The 16,040-nt window shown below is 33.2% G+C and carries 16 protein-coding genes and 1 pseudogene; 8 read left to right on the forward strand and 9 right to left on the reverse strand.

Annotation, left to right across the window (positions count from 1 at the left end; translation table 11 throughout):
* Positions 1-49 precede the first annotated feature (49 nt).
* Positions 50-1,237: a plasmid pRiA4b ORF-3 family protein gene (locus tag MKX73_RS03250; protein ID WP_340716276.1), complete on the forward strand. Its 1,188-nt coding sequence runs from the start codon at positions 50-52 to the stop codon at positions 1,235-1,237.
* A gap of 795 nt (positions 1,238-2,032) precedes the next feature.
* Here the strand turns inward: MKX73_RS03250 and MKX73_RS03255 are convergent.
* The 4 genes from MKX73_RS03255 to MKX73_RS03270 all read right to left on the reverse strand — a co-directional run bounded on the left by MKX73_RS03255 (position 2,033) and on the right by MKX73_RS03270 (position 5,768).
* Complete coding sequence (locus MKX73_RS03255) at positions 2,033-2,509, reverse strand: DinB family protein (protein ID WP_340716277.1); 477 nt, start codon at positions 2,507-2,509, stop codon at positions 2,033-2,035.
* 225 nt (positions 2,510-2,734) lie between these two features.
* The gene (locus tag MKX73_RS03260; RefSeq protein WP_340716278.1) at positions 2,735-3,358 is read right to left on the reverse strand and encodes a histidine phosphatase family protein; all 624 of its coding nucleotides are present in this window, start codon (positions 3,356-3,358) and stop codon (positions 2,735-2,737) included.
* Positions 3,359-4,060: 702 nt separating this feature from the next.
* Positions 4,061-5,233, reverse strand: a complete 1,173-nt coding sequence (locus tag MKX73_RS03265) for an anti-sigma factor family protein (RefSeq protein ID WP_340716279.1) — start codon at positions 5,231-5,233, stop codon at positions 4,061-4,063.
* Positions 5,223-5,768, reverse strand: a complete 546-nt coding sequence (locus MKX73_RS03270; RefSeq protein WP_340716280.1) for an RNA polymerase sigma factor — start codon at positions 5,766-5,768, stop codon at positions 5,223-5,225. Before MKX73_RS03270 ends, MKX73_RS03265 begins: the two co-directional genes overlap by 11 nt.
* 659 nt (positions 5,769-6,427) lie before the next feature.
* On the opposite strand from MKX73_RS03270, the pseudogene MKX73_RS03275 reads away from it, so the two are divergent.
* Positions 6,428-6,588, forward strand: a pseudogene (locus MKX73_RS03275) (IS110 family transposase); the annotation flags it as partial.
* Between the two features lie 358 nt (positions 6,589-6,946).
* Here the strand turns inward: MKX73_RS03275 and MKX73_RS03280 are convergent.
* Complete coding sequence (locus tag MKX73_RS03280; RefSeq protein ID WP_340716281.1) at positions 6,947-7,360, reverse strand: metal ABC transporter substrate-binding protein; 414 nt, start codon at positions 7,358-7,360, stop codon at positions 6,947-6,949.
* Positions 7,361-7,598: 238 nt separating this feature from the next.
* On the opposite strand from MKX73_RS03280, the gene MKX73_RS03285 reads away from it, so the two are divergent.
* Together MKX73_RS03285 and MKX73_RS03290 are read left to right on the forward strand one after the other, a co-directional pair.
* Positions 7,599-8,021, forward strand: coding sequence for a hypothetical protein (locus tag MKX73_RS03285; protein ID WP_340716282.1), 423 nt, complete (start codon positions 7,599-7,601; stop codon positions 8,019-8,021).
* A 26-nt stretch (positions 8,022-8,047) separates the two neighbouring features.
* Positions 8,048-8,818, forward strand: coding sequence for a hypothetical protein (locus MKX73_RS03290; RefSeq protein ID WP_340716283.1), 771 nt, complete (start codon positions 8,048-8,050; stop codon positions 8,816-8,818).
* Positions 8,819-9,137: 319 nt separating this feature from the next.
* On the opposite strand, the gene MKX73_RS03295 is transcribed toward MKX73_RS03290, so the two are convergent.
* A complete protein-coding gene (locus tag MKX73_RS03295; RefSeq protein WP_340716284.1) occupies positions 9,138-9,899 on the reverse strand; it encodes a hypothetical protein in 762 nt (253 codons plus the stop codon).
* A 365-nt stretch (positions 9,900-10,264) separates the two neighbouring features.
* On the opposite strand from MKX73_RS03295, the gene MKX73_RS03300 reads away from it, so the two are divergent.
* On the forward strand, positions 10,265-11,503 hold the full coding sequence (locus MKX73_RS03300; protein ID WP_340716285.1) for an IS110 family transposase: 1,239 nt from the start codon (positions 10,265-10,267) through the stop codon (positions 11,501-11,503).
* A 156-nt stretch (positions 11,504-11,659) separates the two neighbouring features.
* Here MKX73_RS03300 and MKX73_RS03305 read toward each other — a convergent pair whose 3' ends face one another.
* Complete coding sequence (locus MKX73_RS03305) at positions 11,660-12,235, reverse strand: hypothetical protein (RefSeq protein ID WP_340716286.1); 576 nt, start codon at positions 12,233-12,235, stop codon at positions 11,660-11,662.
* A gap of 324 nt (positions 12,236-12,559) precedes the next feature.
* On the opposite strand from MKX73_RS03305, the gene MKX73_RS03310 reads away from it, so the two are divergent.
* The 3 genes from MKX73_RS03310 to MKX73_RS03320 all read left to right on the forward strand — a co-directional run bounded on the left by MKX73_RS03310 (position 12,560) and on the right by MKX73_RS03320 (position 14,253).
* Complete coding sequence (locus MKX73_RS03310) at positions 12,560-12,760, forward strand: hypothetical protein (RefSeq protein ID WP_339173200.1); 201 nt, start codon at positions 12,560-12,562, stop codon at positions 12,758-12,760.
* Positions 12,761-13,001: 241 nt separating this feature from the next.
* Entirely contained in the window at positions 13,002-13,490 is a 489-nt protein-coding gene (locus MKX73_RS03315; RefSeq protein WP_340716287.1) for a magnesium transporter, read from the forward strand.
* A gap of 340 nt (positions 13,491-13,830) precedes the next feature.
* Positions 13,831-14,253 carry a hypothetical protein gene (locus MKX73_RS03320; RefSeq protein ID WP_340716288.1) on the forward strand — a complete coding sequence of 141 codons (423 nt, stop codon included), beginning with the start codon at positions 13,831-13,833 and terminating at the stop codon, positions 14,251-14,253.
* Between the two features lie 651 nt (positions 14,254-14,904).
* On the opposite strand, the gene MKX73_RS03325 is transcribed toward MKX73_RS03320, so the two are convergent.
* Positions 14,905-15,105 carry a hypothetical protein gene (locus MKX73_RS03325; RefSeq protein ID WP_340716289.1) on the reverse strand — a complete coding sequence of 67 codons (201 nt, stop codon included), beginning with the start codon at positions 15,103-15,105 and terminating at the stop codon, positions 14,905-14,907.
* Positions 15,106-15,646: 541 nt separating this feature from the next.
* Entirely contained in the window at positions 15,647-16,033 is a 387-nt protein-coding gene (locus MKX73_RS03330; protein WP_340716290.1) for a hypothetical protein, read from the reverse strand.
* Positions 16,034-16,040 lie beyond the last annotated feature (7 nt).

The raw sequence follows: 16,040 nt of genomic DNA on the forward strand, positions 1-16,040 counted from the left end.
TAAAGCATTACATATAACCATCAATCGCTTTGATTGGAAGGAGAAACCTATGATTATTCAATGTACAAAGAAAGTACTAGATACGCTAAACGTTGACACTTCACAATTAGTATCACCAGATGGCTTTGACCAGTACCCTGAAAGTTTTTTCGGCTGGCATGCCAACATCGTCACAATTTATAGAAGAAAAGTTTTAGTTTTGATGAATAATGAAACAAGATTTCCCGTCGTGATCAATCGGCTTTTAAAGAAAGATCTTGCCAATCTTCATAGCTTAATTTACGAAGGTATTCGAGTTGCTCTTCGAATGGAAGGTGTTAGCGAATCGGTTATCGAAAAGTACTTTGCTTTATCCAAGGACCTAAGTTTTTCAAAAACCGTCAATCGAAGCATGGTGGCTAAATTGAACAGAACCGTAAATGAGGTTGAAGTTTGGGCAGAATATCTCGATAAGGACGTGACAATTCAGCGCTTTATTAGCCCGCTTGTTAGTAAAATGATTCAATCCGATGCTCAAAATAAAGGCTATTATCCGAAAGAAAAAATGCTCGAGAGTTTAGCAAAAATAACTGATGCTAAGGACGTTACGCAAATAATGGATGTCGAGCTTTATCAACTGAACATTCAGCTTGACTTAGATGGCCATGAAATTTGGCGACGCGTGCTCATCCCAGCTAATTATTCATTCAGAAGCCTTCACAACCTTATTCAAATCGTTTTCGACTGGCAAAACTATCACTTACATGAATTTTCCGTCGCACGAAAAGATAACAGAAATCTTAAAATCGTCATGGATGATGACCCTGATACACTTGAATTTGCCGATTCCTCTGCGGACGAAATTGTACAAGAACGATTCGTTTCGTTGGCGGAAATCTTCTCACAGCATCCAGAAGTCATTTACGAATATGATTTCGGCGACTCCTGGGAGCACATTATTACACTGGAAAAATCAATAACTGCAACGTCACAGCATGCAAAATTGATAGAAGGCAAAGGCGAACGCCCACCTGAGGATGTTGGCGGCTTACACGGTTTCAACGAATATTTAGCAATGATCAATGATCCTAACTCCGCTGAAGATAAAGACTTTATGGAATGGGCTGCATCACAAAAGGAACGAAATTTCTCCCTAGCTTATACGAATCATCGCCTCAAAAGCATTTTGAACAACTATTACTATAATGAAAATGCACAGATTTTAGATACCCATGATTATCTATCAAGGTTTAAATAGATGTTATGGTGCTAATTTTTTCGGTACAAATAATCGATAGGTTTTCTAAACAAAATGAACCGCCCATATCAAATTTGATTAGGCGGTTCTTTCATTCGTTTGTGCACCCGGTGCAATAGGCACTCATAGCCGTAGGGAAAACGGCGCGCAGACGAGGTATCAGGTTATTCTGCGACAAAATTAATATAATTTTAAAAAAGAGTCACACACGTTTTTACATTAACGTGTGTGACTCTTGATTCATGTATGGAGACGGTGGGTAGTATCTCCTAAATTTAAGAAACTCATATATATCAACGCTTTCAGGGGTTTAAAAAGCATCAAATTTTTTTTGACTCCGAGTTTGGCCCCGAGATAAAATTTGCACTAAAGAACCCGAATTTTATATACAGCTCTATCTTCTAATGATTACAACTTCACTCTCATAATCGTTAGAAGATAGATTTTCCCCATTTAATATTAATGAAGATCACAACCACTATAAAAGCTACTTATCCCACTTAGATAATCTATGACGCCTGATTCTAATCCAGCACTTTTTAAAATATTTGTGCTAACCATGTTTTAAAAATGCTTTGTGAGCTTTGAAATTAAGTTTGAGCAAAAACTCTCCGTAAATCCTTATTTTACGATTAAAAAGAAGAATCCATTATGAAAAAAGATTGATCAAAATGGATTCTTCCTTAGCATTATTAATTTTGTTTTTTATAAAAAAGTTTGATCACTTTCTACCTGAGTTACTCCATAAACGCGCCCGATTGTGGAATATCGTTTTTCAACAAAAGACTCCTTTAGTTAATAAGAATGAATAGAATTAAACCTTCTTCCAATAAAGTTAGCAGGTACGGGGGTGAGTTCTAATTCTCTTGACCAAATAGAGAGTTGACCAATGTGGTGAATTTCATGGGCAATTATATGGTGTAATATTTCCTCAACGGTATATTTATTTTCATCCCAAGGTACATATACAACTTTATTTTTAAATTCATCTATATCTTTACTTAGAAATTCTGCTATTTCATTTCGCAATCTATCAGAAAGAGCTTTAACCTTTTCAGGCGTATCATAATCAGCAAATTCGACTACTATGTCTTCTTTGCCTTGAATACCACGAAGCCAACTGTATTCAACATCAATAATGTGAAAAAGAGTATATAATATACTCCCTACTCCACCAGTTCTTTCCTTTTTCAATTCCTCAATCGATAGCTGGTAACACCAATCAAACCATTCGTCTCTTACCTGCCAGTTATATTCAAAAAAATTTAACAATGTGATCACTCCAATATAATTGTTTTAACTATAAGAGTTAGCTTCTTGTCACTAAACTCCCTCTATATTTTTTAGTAATTTGCTAAACGTTTCTTATCAAAGAAACTAATTGATCACCGTTACAATGTGTAAATAAAGAAGACCATCTAATCATTATTCAACTAAAGCGCCTGATTGTTGAATAACAAATCGATATTTTAAAGGCCACATTCTACAAGAAATAGGCTAAACCACATTGACACTTTCTAGGTGTGTAATATCACCTTCAGATATTAATCTATGCACCCCATTTTCTATTTCTAATATTGAAAGACTTGTGTCATGTATAAATGGTGGCGCCCATAAATCTTTAACAGTCTTTCCTTTTACATGCATAAGTAACGATTTTAGAATGACGGAATGAGTAATAACTAAAATATTTCCATTAATATGTTTTGAAATTATGTAGTTTAATACCTTGATAGCCCTGTTTATAAGCTGCTCAAAGGTCTCTCCACCAATAGGTTCATAAAGTGCTGGGTTTTCCCAAAAATATTTATATTGCTCAGGATAAAAATCCTTTATCTCATCAAGAGTTTTCCCCTCCCATTCACCTAAATTCATTTCCCTAAGATCTTCATTAGTATTAATAGCTAAATTTCTTTTATCTATAATTAATCTTGCTGTCTCGATTGTTCTTTCACTTGTACTTGTGTAAGCAGCAGCAAATTCTACGCCTTCTAATTTTTTTCTCAATGCAATTGCGTTATTTACACCTTTTTCAGTTAAAGCTGAGTCTTCCCAGCCCTGCATTCTTTTTTGTATATTCCATTCCGTTTGACCATGTCTAACCAAATATAATCTAAGCATCAGATATTCCACCTTTCTTCACTTTTCTAAAATCTATTGTATATCAAATCATCCAATTACTGTAAATTTAAAGATAAATTAAGGAGGCATCTTATTCATCAACCTGGTCCTTTAATTGAATAGAACGCCTTTCTTATTCAAGAAAAGCGCCCGATTGTGGAATAAGGGGGTCCACCTTATTATTGTTATGAAACTACGTTTTAAGGACTTTATTTCTTTCATCGGTTGTTCAAAAATTAAAATGGATTATAATTTAAATAAATAAATCTAGAGTTGCTTGGAGTTAGTAAATGAAAAATAAAAGAGATAAGAGAGAAAGACAGGATGGAATTTTTATTGAGTTGTTAAGGGAGCTTACCAGTTCCATATTATTTGCAGTGGCTTGGAACATTTTAATGTTTATACCTAAAATGATTATTCGCTTAATAAAGAACACATGGTGAGTTAGTTAGGGACTCTGGAAATGTACGTTAAATTTGTATAAAAAAAACGAATAGCAAATTTCTTATCGGAGAAATCTGAAGCTTTTCTGACGCCACCACTAGAAAATGCTATTCCATAATATTGCACTACAACGGAAAAACGCGATCTTCTTATTGAAGAATCGCGCCCGATTGTTAAATAGTATAGGTTATATCTCTTTCGTTTTATGCAGAGGCATAGCATAGATGGCTACTTCGACTTAAACGGTTTCTGAATGATTTATTTTTCTGCTGTTTCCTTTAAATCTAAAATAATTGGTGATTTAAACTTTTCTTGTAAGAGACCACGATAAGGGAGTAACGTCATTTCCTCTGGAATTGTCTCCATTTCCCGAATAATAACAGTAAGGAACGTTTTATTATTTTCTACTTTATCGAAAGTAACGTTATGATGACTTTTTCCATCAACATTGATCTGCCATCCATAAGGGATGATTTTAGGCTGTCCATCTACTTTGATATGGAGTTGTAGGTCGCCATCTTTTAATTGTGTATCATAAATGGTGTACAAATGGCCTAAATAGTTGAAACTAGTTTTTTCATTTCTTTTAAAAGTAAATGGCTCGGTGTATGTGAGTAGTTGAACAAAGTAGCTTTCAATTTCAAAAAACGTTGGGTCAGTTTCAATGGGCAATGTAAAATGCGTAATTTTCTCTCCGAGTACTTCTGTATCTTGATGGTATGTGCTGACAAGCGGATAAATCGGTTTGATATTTTCACTTTCTTTTATTTCAAAAGTTGTTACCACTTCGTTTCTATTGTTACGGATGAGTATAGAAATAAGTGAGTTCCATCCGAGATCAAACAGACGCTCATCTATGTCATAGGTACTTACTAACTTCTTAAGTGTTGCCTCTGAATATCGCTGAATTGCTTCGTTGTAGTTACGACGATAGGTAATTTCCTTCATACCGTTTTTTTCAATAACGCTATCAATTTTAATATCAAGCACAGGTCCTTCATTTAGAGGAATATCATGTGCTTTGGATTCTTCTATTGTGTTTGCAAAGTTTTGTTGATCTACATCCATATTTTCATTTGTATTGGGTAATACTGTATCAGCCTGCTGGTTTGAATTATTCATTGTGGCCGTGGCCATTAAAGTGAAGCTAATCAATAAAATGGCGGCAGCAATAACCATCATATGGTATCGTTGGCGTTTCGCTTTAATTTTGGTATGATTCTTGATTTTTTGCATTAAATCGTCAGTGAGATTACTTCTTAATTTTGGCTCATTTAATGTGGTAGTAAGTATTATTTGCTCGGTTCTTAAGTTTTCAAGCGTTTGCTGGCATTTGCTGCAACTGCTTATGTGTGTTTCAAGCTCAGTCCTTTCAGCATTAGTTAAAAAACCTTCGACATAATCCTCCAATAAGAAATCATTACATTTCATGAAAATACCCTCCTTTTGTAGTAGCTAGATCTCGTAGCTTACGTTTACTTCGATGTAGTTTGTTGCGCACTTCATTTAATGATATTTGCAGCACCTCGCTAATTTCATCATACCGGAGCTCATTTACATAGCGTAAAAGCAAAATGAAATATTCGGTTTTATCTAGTTGATGTAGAAGCTGATCTAATTGATGGAACTGCTCTTTTTGTAAAATTATTTTCTCAGGGTATTGTTTTTCAATAAACTCAGTATCTTCAAGTACGGAAGATTGCTTAGGTTGCCTTCGTAAATAGTCATAGCATTGATTAACAACTATGCGATAAAGCCATGCATTAAAGGAACCAATAGCTTTGTATTTATGTAGGTTATAAAAAACTTTGATAAAAATTTCCTGCACTAAATCCTCTGCAAGATCGTGGTGGCGGACTAGGCGAAATACAGTTGTATAGATCTTGTTTTCATAATATTTCACAATATACCTGTAGTCCGCTTCTTTCCCAGACTGCACATTTTGAACAGCTAGTTCAATGTCCACTTTAATCACCTCCTTACTACTATAACGAAGGAAATTTCATTTCCTCTCAAAATAAATTGTTTTTTCAATAAAAAAAAGATAACCCTGCAGAGTTATCTCGATAAAATTATCTTTAAAGAGGTTCACTAAATTATATTTAGTAAGCAAATTTCTTTTTTACAGCCTTTTAATCTATAATATGACCCTTTAGCTGAAGAAGGATGTTGCTCCACAATATGGCCCGATTCTGGAATAACTTTATTTTCACCTAACAGGTTCTTAATCCACAAGAAAAACCGAGATTCCTTATTTATAGAAATAGGAAATTCCGGTTCATCTTTTTTATAAACGGTTAAACTTTTTTAAAAACGGTACGACTTTTTTATATTATCAAGACCTAATTTAAAAAAAGGTTAATAAATCAAAGGGTTCTACATATTAGTCATATCTAATATGTAGAACCCTTTCTTCTTTTACTAAAGTCCCCGTTAGTTGTAGTTTTAGTGTAGCTTTAGAATAAAGTTTGATCATTTCCTATTGCTGTTATAACAGATCACCCCCTACTTGTAGAAACATGTTTGAGGCTGGTTGGGACAGTGATCTCGTATAACAAGCGAAGTTATGATACTACAAAGAGGATGTAGGGGTTACCGGGAATTAAATTTGAAGGAGGAATTGTAATGAATCCAGTCATCGGTCTGGATGTAGCTAAAGGAAGTCAGGTTCAAGCATATTTGGAAAGAAGCCCTACAAGAAAAGCTTTAAAGTGAAACATGATCTTGATGGGTTAGCGAGTTTATTAGATTTTATTAAAGAAGTAGAAAGCCTCTGTAATGTTAAGGAGCATAATATAATTACTATTTCTATAACACGATTAAAAAGCCTTATTTAAAAAAGTGCATAAAATTACGTATAAAAATAGTCCAACAAAAAACCACAAACACAATTGTCCGTGGTATTTTCCCCCACAAGTTAGGGTTTGGGGACATATAATTTATTTATAAAAATAAGTATAATTGAGCTACCAAAAGGTATTAAAAACTTATGAAGAAGGAAAATATTTTTACTTTAATTAAATGGATAGTAGCGGTCTTGTTAAATAGTTGAGCCATTTCAAATGAAATTAATGTTTCTAAGAAATAAAGTATTCTTAAAAATACCTCATAAATCCTTATTTACGACTAATAATAAGAGAAGTTTTATCTAATTATAAACTTACCAATAACAGTCTCTCCATCAACATCATACAAAGGAACTTCTCTTGGAGGAGCATCATTAAGTTTAACCGCTTCTTCAGGGGTTTTTGGCTGCGACCGTTCTAAATCCACTTTTTTTACATACCCTATTGTATCGTTCTCACCTACTGCTAATATTAAATCCGGTTCACCAAGTTCACCACGGATTAAATCTTTTAAATCTGGACCATAGGTTTGCCCATTCTCATTTTTAGGATAACCATTTTTCGCTATAATTTCCAATTGTAATGTAATTAAATCTGAGCCATTCTTCCCTGTTTCATTGTCCTTGCTATCTATTACCTTTGTCATTTCTTGTTGCGAACAACCAACTAAAAAAAACAAAATTAATACTAAAACAAATAATTGCTTCCTCATTTTCTCCCTCCTTGTACTTCTTTCACTAAATAGCCGCTGCTAGTGACCCCTTTAAAGGTATTTCTTTCGAATCTTACTTAAACATTACCATATATAACTAAATTACCCTATTAATTGTTCTGCCTTTTATTACATTTCGTATGAATAAATCATTGGATAAATGTAAAAAATATTGAATTATTTGGAAATATATATTATGTTGAGTATAAGCACTTAGAAACTTTAAAGGGGGCTTAAAATGGGTAATAAAATAAAATCTAATATTAAGGTGCTTACAGTTTTTTCTATGGTATTAGGTTTATTAACAGTTTTATTATTTACAAGTACTAAACCTTTTGAAGAGGTTAATAAAGTTAGAGCAACAGATCAAGAAACTAGTTCTTCCAAATTAATTGTGCCGTCACGAGAATATGTTTTAAATAATGGTTTTCCACAAAATGAAAAAGGGGAAACTTATGGCCCAGATATGGGAAACTTACTTCTTGTAGAATCTGACTTAACACTAGCAGAAGGTGAGAATGGGGTTTTAGGTTATATTTATTCACCTAAAGGTATTTCTTCGCCAAGTGAATTAGAGGAGTATAATAAATCACGTAAAAAATCGACTCCTTTATATTTGCAAGATGGCGAAACAGTAATTGGTACATTTTATTTTAATTAAAAACATAAAATCTAAGGGGTAATATTGTGAAAAAAATAAAAGGATTTAAACTATTAACTACATCACTATTCGCAATTTGTTTAATATTATCTTGTTTTAATATGAATGCTTTTGCAGCTACTGCAACCGGTACAAAGAAAACCGCAACAGTTAATGGTTTTACATATTCGTATTGGTCCAAAGTAGAAACTTCTTCACTTCAAACTACAGCTTTTGGTGTTATCTCTAGTGCGAATACTGTTCCGACAGGGTACATGGGAATAGAGTCTAGACTTTATAGCTCCGCTGGTTCTCTTATAAGTGCTGGTGAAATAGAGTATAATCCGGCACCATATGCAGGAATGACAATTGGTTCAGCAATAACTACTAAAAGTGGAACTTATTATTCAAAAGCTAAAATGCAATTTTACAATGGAGATGGATATAACGGATATATAAGTAATGCATCCCCTAACGTCACACGTTCATTTGCACCTATGCCTATGATTCCAGAAAAAGCGTATGAAGTTAATGAAAATGGTTCAACTTACGGTTCAGATTATTATGCAGAATCAATTGAAGATAGCCCAGACCTTATAAAAGTACTTGGAGATAATGGTATTGAAGGTTACGTTTATTCTAAGGATATTAATGTAAAGTTAGATACTCTTTCTGAAGTCCTAAATTATATTAATTCAGAAGATCAGTCAAATAAAACTATACCAGTTTACGAAGAAGATGGAATTACAGTTGTAGATACTTTTGAAATCACTAAAAATGAAGGTCATATTGAATTTCTTCAAGTTAGCGAGAACTAAGAAGTATATTTAGTTTCGACTAATATTTATGTTATATATTAGTTAACTATGTATTATCATTTATTCTATTTGCTGCTGTCTGTATATTACAGATGGCAGCATTTTAAATTCCATTTGTCTAGGGAAATCAACTGTTTTGAAACAAAGTTTGATCAAAATAGTTGGTTCTTTATTTATCTCGTTTGGTTTTTATAAAAAGTTTGTTATTTCGTGATGCGAATATTCAATTAAAGCGCCCGATTGTTGAAGATTAAGATAATAATTACCACATTTTACCAGTTAGATTAAAACCCTCATTATTTCAAATAGATATTAATGTTTATCTTTGAAATTCTAGTAATGGGGGAAATCCAGCACGAGACCAAAGCCATAATGGCGTATGGACATCAATTGGTGCTAATCCTGTTCCTTTAAGTACAGTCTCCCAGGCATCTGCTACAACTTTTCTATCATCTGCTCCACCATTTAATATTTCCTCTGAACATAACCCTAATCTAACCGTAGCCTTCAAGATGTGAGTATCGGGTGCTATTGTGATAAGTTCACGAGAATCCCAAGAAATATTGGTGTAACTTTCTAAGACATATAGCCAATAATTAAAAATTTTCGGTCCAGATAAATAAGGGAAATCTGCTTTCCGAGTACCTTGCACTAATTCTTTTAAAGGAAGAATATCAGAACGAACAGATTCAATAAGACCTTGAACATTCCCTTTTTCAGAAGAATTCAGGATTCCTTTTGCTACTCGCTGCCAGATTTCTGGATGTCGATTAGGTTGTAATCCTACACGATGCAGAAGTAATGCCTCTCGTAAAGTATCTATATGACAATTAGCAACTACCTTCGTGTTGAAAATCCATTTTGTTTCTTCATCTTGATATGCTTTTAAAACCGCTTCCCACAGTTTATATGAATTTCTTTGATAGTTTAAAGCCATCCCCATTGTTAAAACATCCATTAAATCATCTTCTTTAACAACACCAATTAGAACATCTTCTGGCATTACTTCCCCTCCAAGCAATCCATTAGAGTGCATTTTTATCAATGATTTTATACTCTTTAAAAACTCCTCTTTAATCATAAATTTCCCCCATTATGTACACTTAATAAACTTTTTTACCCACATAGTTTAAGTATTTAAATATTAACATAAATATCCAAACCCTATAAGGATAATCTTCAACAATATGGCCCGATCGTAATATGAGGTTAGCCAGATTTTTCTGGTTGACCTTTTTTGTTTAGGTCTTATTATAACGGTAGTCGGGGTAGAACGTCTGGCCCGTGGGACTTGATCCCGTCCGCAAAACTGTTCACCCCCTACTTGTATAAACATGTTTCGAGCTGGTTGGGACAAGGATCCCGTTTAACAAGCGAACCTATGACATTACAAGCAGCTATAGGGGTTACCGACGAATTTAGTTTTCTTTAGGAGGAGATGTAATTATGAATCCAGTCGTTGGTCTGGATGTTTCAAAAGGAGAAAGTCAGGTTCAAGCCTTTTTAGATAAAGGCAAACCATATCGTAAGAGCTTTAGTATTAAACATACTCTTGATGGTTTAGATAGTTTATTAGAATTTCTAAAGGAAGTAGAGAAATTAGCTGATGGTAAGCAACCTTCGGTTATTTTAGAATCTACAGGTCAATATCATATGCCCGTTATTCAATTTTTGGAGGAGCAACAATACGTCTATATTATTGTTAATCCACTTATCTCTCATCGAGCTAGAAGTACAAATTTACGCAAGGTAAAGACCGATGCCATTGATGCCTATCATCTATGCGAATTGTATTACAAGGAAGAGTTAGAGCCATATAAAAAGAGAGGTATACAACTCTTAAATCTTCGTAATCTCACTAGACAACAAGAAACAGTATCAAGCACAGCTGCACAAACAAAGTTACAGCTACAGTCCATCTTAGATCAGGTTTTCCCTGAATACAGAGGTGTCTTTGGAAATCTCTATTCAAAAATTTCGTTACAGATTCTATCCATCTTCCCAACCTCCAAAGAGGTTTTAAGTGTTAGCGAATCAGAACTTACTAATAAAATTGCGGAATTATGTACAACCCGTTCAGAAAGATGGGCAAAAGAAAAGGCAATTAAATTGAGAGAGGCTGCATTACGTAATCCATTTCAAAACAACTTGTATCAAAGCCATATCTTTAACCTAAGAATGTTTATTAACATTGTTCTTCAATATCAAGAGCATCTATCAAAGTTAGCAGCAGAAATAGATGCCCTCGCTAAAGAAATTGAAGAATATGAGATAATCCAGTCTATCCCTGGTGTTGGAGAAAAGATTGCGGCAACAATCATCTCTGAAATTGGAGAGATAGAACGGTTTAACCATCCTAAAAAGCTAGTAGCATTCGCCGGGATAGATCCTAGCGTTTACTCTTCTGGTCGATTTACTGCTTCCATCAATCGTATAACCAAAAGAGGTTCCAGCAGGTTAAGACAAGCGTTATTTATGGCTGTACAATGCGGTATAAGAGATGCACGTAAGCAAAAAACAAGTGATGAAATACTCCCTAGAAATAAGAAATTACGAGAGTTCTACGATAAAAAACGCGAAGAAGGAAAGCCATTTAGAGTAGCAATCATTGCATGTGCTAATAAGCTTTTACATTGGATATATGCCCTACTTAAAAGGAAAGAAGCCTTCCAAAATGCGGTTTAAAAAGTATATTTAAGTGGATTAAACAAAACCTTCCAATTTTAAAGAGGAAGGCTTATTTGGTGTACCCTTTTTTAGTATATCATGTAGGATTTAATATTTTTATCGAAAAATCTTGACAACTATTAGCTGGTTTTGTGGAATAACTATAATGTGATTTCAATTGATGACACTAAATCCTACCTGTGCTTCTAATTCATACTTTTCCTCTGGTTCAGTCCCCTCTGAAACTCTAATATAAAAATCTGCAATACCGTTTACGACATAATGTCCAGCAGGAAATTCTTTATCCATAACTCGTTTCATGAAATCTTTATATTCATTTTTGTCTTCGGAACTATATCCTCCACTGCCAACAAATTCTTCTCGAAGTGGTTCCCCCTTAATTAATGTCGTACTTATTAACGGCTCATTCATTCCATATTCAATTTCATAATTTCTTGTAGTTTCAACCATTGGAAACGAAAAAGGAGAAGTAGAATGGAAAATTTCAATTTCTCCTTTATCACCTGTATATTCTAGTTCTGCGTATATTTTTATCGGCTCATTTTCACTATATTCTGCTTTTTTGGTTACAAGTCGATAGGTAAAATCCCCCTCGGTGACTTCGGCCTGTGTTTCCAGCTTATCTGTGTTGGACACCTCATTATCAAGCTTCTTGTCATTACTTTGTTGGCAACCAAATAAAATAATTGTTATAAATACAAAAGATAAAATCGTTGTTATTTTTTTCATTTAGTCACACCTCCTTTTATAATTAGACGGGGTTTCATAGCTTTCGTTTCAAAAATAATCCAGTAGCTTCTTTAATGGCCCTATAACGGAAAAACGCGATCTTCTTATTGAAGAATCGCGCCCAGATTGTGGAATAAGGGTTCGTCATATTCGTGTGGTCTACTACCTTACATAAAAAAGAAGCACAAATACGATTTTGAGTACAGGACTAGAAAATTATGTTACCAAACGTCGGTTTGGGTACGTTTTGGAATGTGTAACACACGAAGATACTTTAATTCAACTATGATATAATTTACATAAATTGTATAGTGAGGTGATTTTTTGGAGGAAGAAAAGTTAGTTTGTAAGATTTGTGATAATGATTCCTTTACACAAGGTGAATTAGGTGGTTCTATGGCTAATGTAAAACCCATCAAGCATGATATGTTGCATTTTTCAAGTTCACCATTAATTTTAACTATTTGTACAAATTGTGGAGAAGTAGCTTCAATGAAGGTCAAAAATCTTCAAAAGTTCAAGTAGTCCTTTGCGTTCTATCTAATTGGTCATTTCTAAATGGAGTGACCTTTTTCTTTTTACAATTATTTCACGTAAACGTTCCCAAATGACACTTTGGGGACCAATACCCCTTATTCAATTGTTATAATAGGGCGTATTTTGGTTACTTGTGAACGGTAAGTTCTCAAACTATGCTTTGGGAATGTTATACTTAAATCCAAAAAGTGAAATAATGTTATAAATTTTTTATTTTGGAGGTATTTAAATGAGCTCTTGTTCATTTATAGCAACAAATTTTGAAATGCCTGAAATAGAATCCAAAGCAAAGTATATTACGGTCAAAGAAGCTATTGAATTAGAAATAAAACCGCATGAATTGGTGCCTTGGGAGAAGATGGACCCGAATACCCAAGTATTATTTGTTGAAAATGAAGAGGATTTAAATGAGTTAGTCATAAAAAAAGACAGTTATTATAATGTAAGTGAATATACAGGCTATCCATTCATTTATGAAGTAAATTTTAGCTATTCAGAATTAAGAGTAAAGCAATTATTGGATTACTTAAAAGACAATATTAGAGAAGGACAGATAATAGAATTATGGCGAGTATGGATTGGTCATGATGATAATGAACTAAATATACCGTATAGTAGGTTTAATTATAACGAATTATCTCTCCATCATCTGTTACAAATGTACAATTGGAACCATGAAAACTATAAAGAACAATATTGTATAGTATTAGAAAAATAAAATTATTCTTATTCAAAAAGTATATACAATCCCATTCAAATAAACGTTCCCAAATCAAAGCTTGGTAACATTTTAAACAGCGACAAGCACTGTAAATCAGTGTTTGTCGCTGTTTTTATTAGAAAATAACGCCCTGAGACACTGCGAGACATCATTTTAAAGAGGACTGCTCAATTCACTCGTTCTGAATGGAGGTAACATATAAATAGAATCTCAATGAAATGTTCCCAAAGGACGCTTTGAGTGCTTTATTTTATTCAACTAACGAGATAGGTTTATTGAATAAAAAGTAACAAGATACGAAGAATAAGGAGTAAACGTAAACCAGAGGTGAGTGTTGATGGTTAAGCATTACTTAGTCTTATTAGGATTTATATTGATTATTCTTACTTCTATGCAAGTAGCAAAATCAGAAACAATACCAAAAGCAGAAGAAATGTATGTCACAACAGAGGACATTATTTCAGACATTATCTTCCCAACTATTGATAAAAGAGTTATCAAAGAGTATGGAGGAGATAATCGCCTTATTTGGCACTGGAAAAGGATTGTTGGTATTACTTACAACGAGAATCATTCCTATGATGTTACTGTAAGAATTGAGATTCCTTCAAAAGACATTAATGAAAATGTTGAAAATGTTAAAGAAGATTTGGTTAAGGTAAGAATATCCCCGTCCTGTGATAGTGAGAAGATTAATAAGCAGAAATGTAATCACGGTTTCGAAATTGAGATATTAGACTACAAACATTTATCTCAATAAGAAATATTACCTTTAACTAAACGCAACAAGGATTTATAAAGTATGCAAAATAAATCTAAATAACGTTCCCAAATGGAAGTTTGGGGACGCAAAAAAAACAGACAAACGTTATTAAATCAACGTTTGTCTGTTTTTTTATGGAACATTGTTTATACGCTATTTTATGCAAGTCTCCTAAACCCTTGATATAAGGGCTTTTTGCTTACTCGGTATGATCTTTAATTTGCATAAAAACTTGTATAGCCATTCTTTTATCGTTATAAATCTGCATCTTTTTTTTACACTCCCCCAAAAAAATGTTGCTCCACAATATGGCCCGATTGTGGAAAGTTTTATATCTAACTTTTTTACAAATGATCAAACTAAATTATTAATTATCAAACTTTATTATAAGACCACACTTTGATTTTGATGTCGTCGCCTTGCACATTATAAGCTCTATGAACAACTGCTTTTACAATTCTTTATTGCCAAGCAAATCCAGATATTCGCGTACATTTTCAAACTTACCTGTCGTTGGATTTAAAGAGGTAAATTCACGTAATTGGGCCTGAACAATGTCCTTGAGCTATTTACCCGGCCCCCAACATGCAATTAATAATAAAAAAGCCCTGATAACTAATGGTCAGGGCTTCAACATAATAATATCTCTTACATCTTCAAATCATTCAAAATATCCTCAAGTAAACATACCAGATTTATATACTCTTCCATAAATTCCGAACAATCTTCATATCTACCTCCATTAATATATTCAAATATTCGAGATGACATTAGCTCTAAAACCGTATGTTGCATACCTACAATTCTTTCTTCAGTTTTTTCATAACAACTACAATGGTTTCGCCCCATTTAATATAACTCCTTTAAAAAAACAAAAAAACCCCGCCACGACAGAGCAAAACACAGGCATGGTAACCTGTTTGCGTAAGTCATAGCGGGGTATTCCCGATATTTTTTATTATTTATTTGTTATTAATTTATCATATTTGTTTCATTTTGTATACAATACATAGTGACTTTTTAATGTTATATAATTTCAATATTTTAAAATTCAATCTTACTTGGATTTTACAAGTGGTCAAAGTACTTCATGGAAAACATACTTTATGTAAATTAGACTTATTTTAGGGCTGCTTACCCACACCCATTGTTCCATTTATAAAAAAAGGATTTCTCATTCATTATACTATCCCTATAGTACATTCCTTCACAAAACACACTTGAATTTTAACATGTATAATTAAAGCCTTTTTGTTTAGTGATATTGTCCGGTAGGGGAATAAGGAAACCCAAAATTCCATACAGCTTTTTATCAAGCTTTATTACTATTGAATTTATTATTAATTAGTCTTTATCAAAAGACCACAAGTATTATTATGTAATAAACCCCTTACCCAATTTCTTTCGCTGTTTTCAATGTATGAATCATATTTATAACATCATCTAAAATACACATTGTATTTTTAAATGCTTCGCTGTCAGTATTATCCCCTTTTAAAGAATAATTCCTTAGACTGGTTGCTTCTAAATTCTCAAGGCTCATGGGTAATTTTATTTTCTCGTTATAGAAATAGTAAGGATCTTGAATTCGAAACAACTTATTTATTTTCGGTATATCTCTTTTCAAGTTTCCTTCTCCCACTAATAAACAGTCAAAATCAACTTGTGAAATACCACTACGATGACTGACCCACCCCTTTGATTTCTCGATAGCATTTATATAATCACTGATATTTTTAGCAACGACCAAGTTTTCCTGTAACTTTTCATTAGACACGTTCTTA

This window comes from Solibacillus sp. FSL W7-1436, assembly GCF_038007305.1.
Classification (GTDB): Bacteria; Bacillota; Bacilli; order Bacillales_A; family Planococcaceae; genus Solibacillus.

Coding starts and splice junctions, on each gene's coding strand:
- MKX73_RS03285 (WP_340716282.1), top strand. CDS start 7,599: ATGGGTAATAAAATAAAATCTAATATTAAGGTGCTTACAGTTTTTTCT.
- MKX73_RS03265 (WP_340716279.1), bottom strand. CDS start 5,233: ATGAAATGTAATGATTTCTTATTGGAGGATTATGTCGAAGGTTTTTTA.
- MKX73_RS03305 (WP_340716286.1), bottom strand. CDS start 12,235: ATGAAAAAAATAACAACGATTTTATCTTTTGTATTTATAACAATTATT.
- MKX73_RS03325 (WP_340716289.1), bottom strand. CDS start 15,105: ATGGGGCGAAACCATTGTAGTTGTTATGAAAAAACTGAAGAAAGAATT.
- MKX73_RS03260 (WP_340716278.1), bottom strand. CDS start 3,358: ATGCTTAGATTATATTTGGTTAGACATGGTCAAACGGAATGGAATATA.
- MKX73_RS03280 (WP_340716281.1), bottom strand. CDS start 7,360: ATGAGGAAGCAATTATTTGTTTTAGTATTAATTTTGTTTTTTTTAGTT.
- MKX73_RS03300 (WP_340716285.1), top strand. CDS start 10,265: ATGAATCCAGTCGTTGGTCTGGATGTTTCAAAAGGAGAAAGTCAGGTT.
- MKX73_RS03320 (WP_340716288.1), top strand. CDS start 13,831: ATGGTTAAGCATTACTTAGTCTTATTAGGATTTATATTGATTATTCTT.
- MKX73_RS03295 (WP_340716284.1), bottom strand. CDS start 9,899: ATGATTAAAGAGGAGTTTTTAAAGAGTATAAAATCATTGATAAAAATG.
- MKX73_RS03250 (WP_340716276.1), top strand. CDS start 50: ATGATTATTCAATGTACAAAGAAAGTACTAGATACGCTAAACGTTGAC.
- MKX73_RS03315 (WP_340716287.1), top strand. CDS start 13,002: ATGAGCTCTTGTTCATTTATAGCAACAAATTTTGAAATGCCTGAAATA.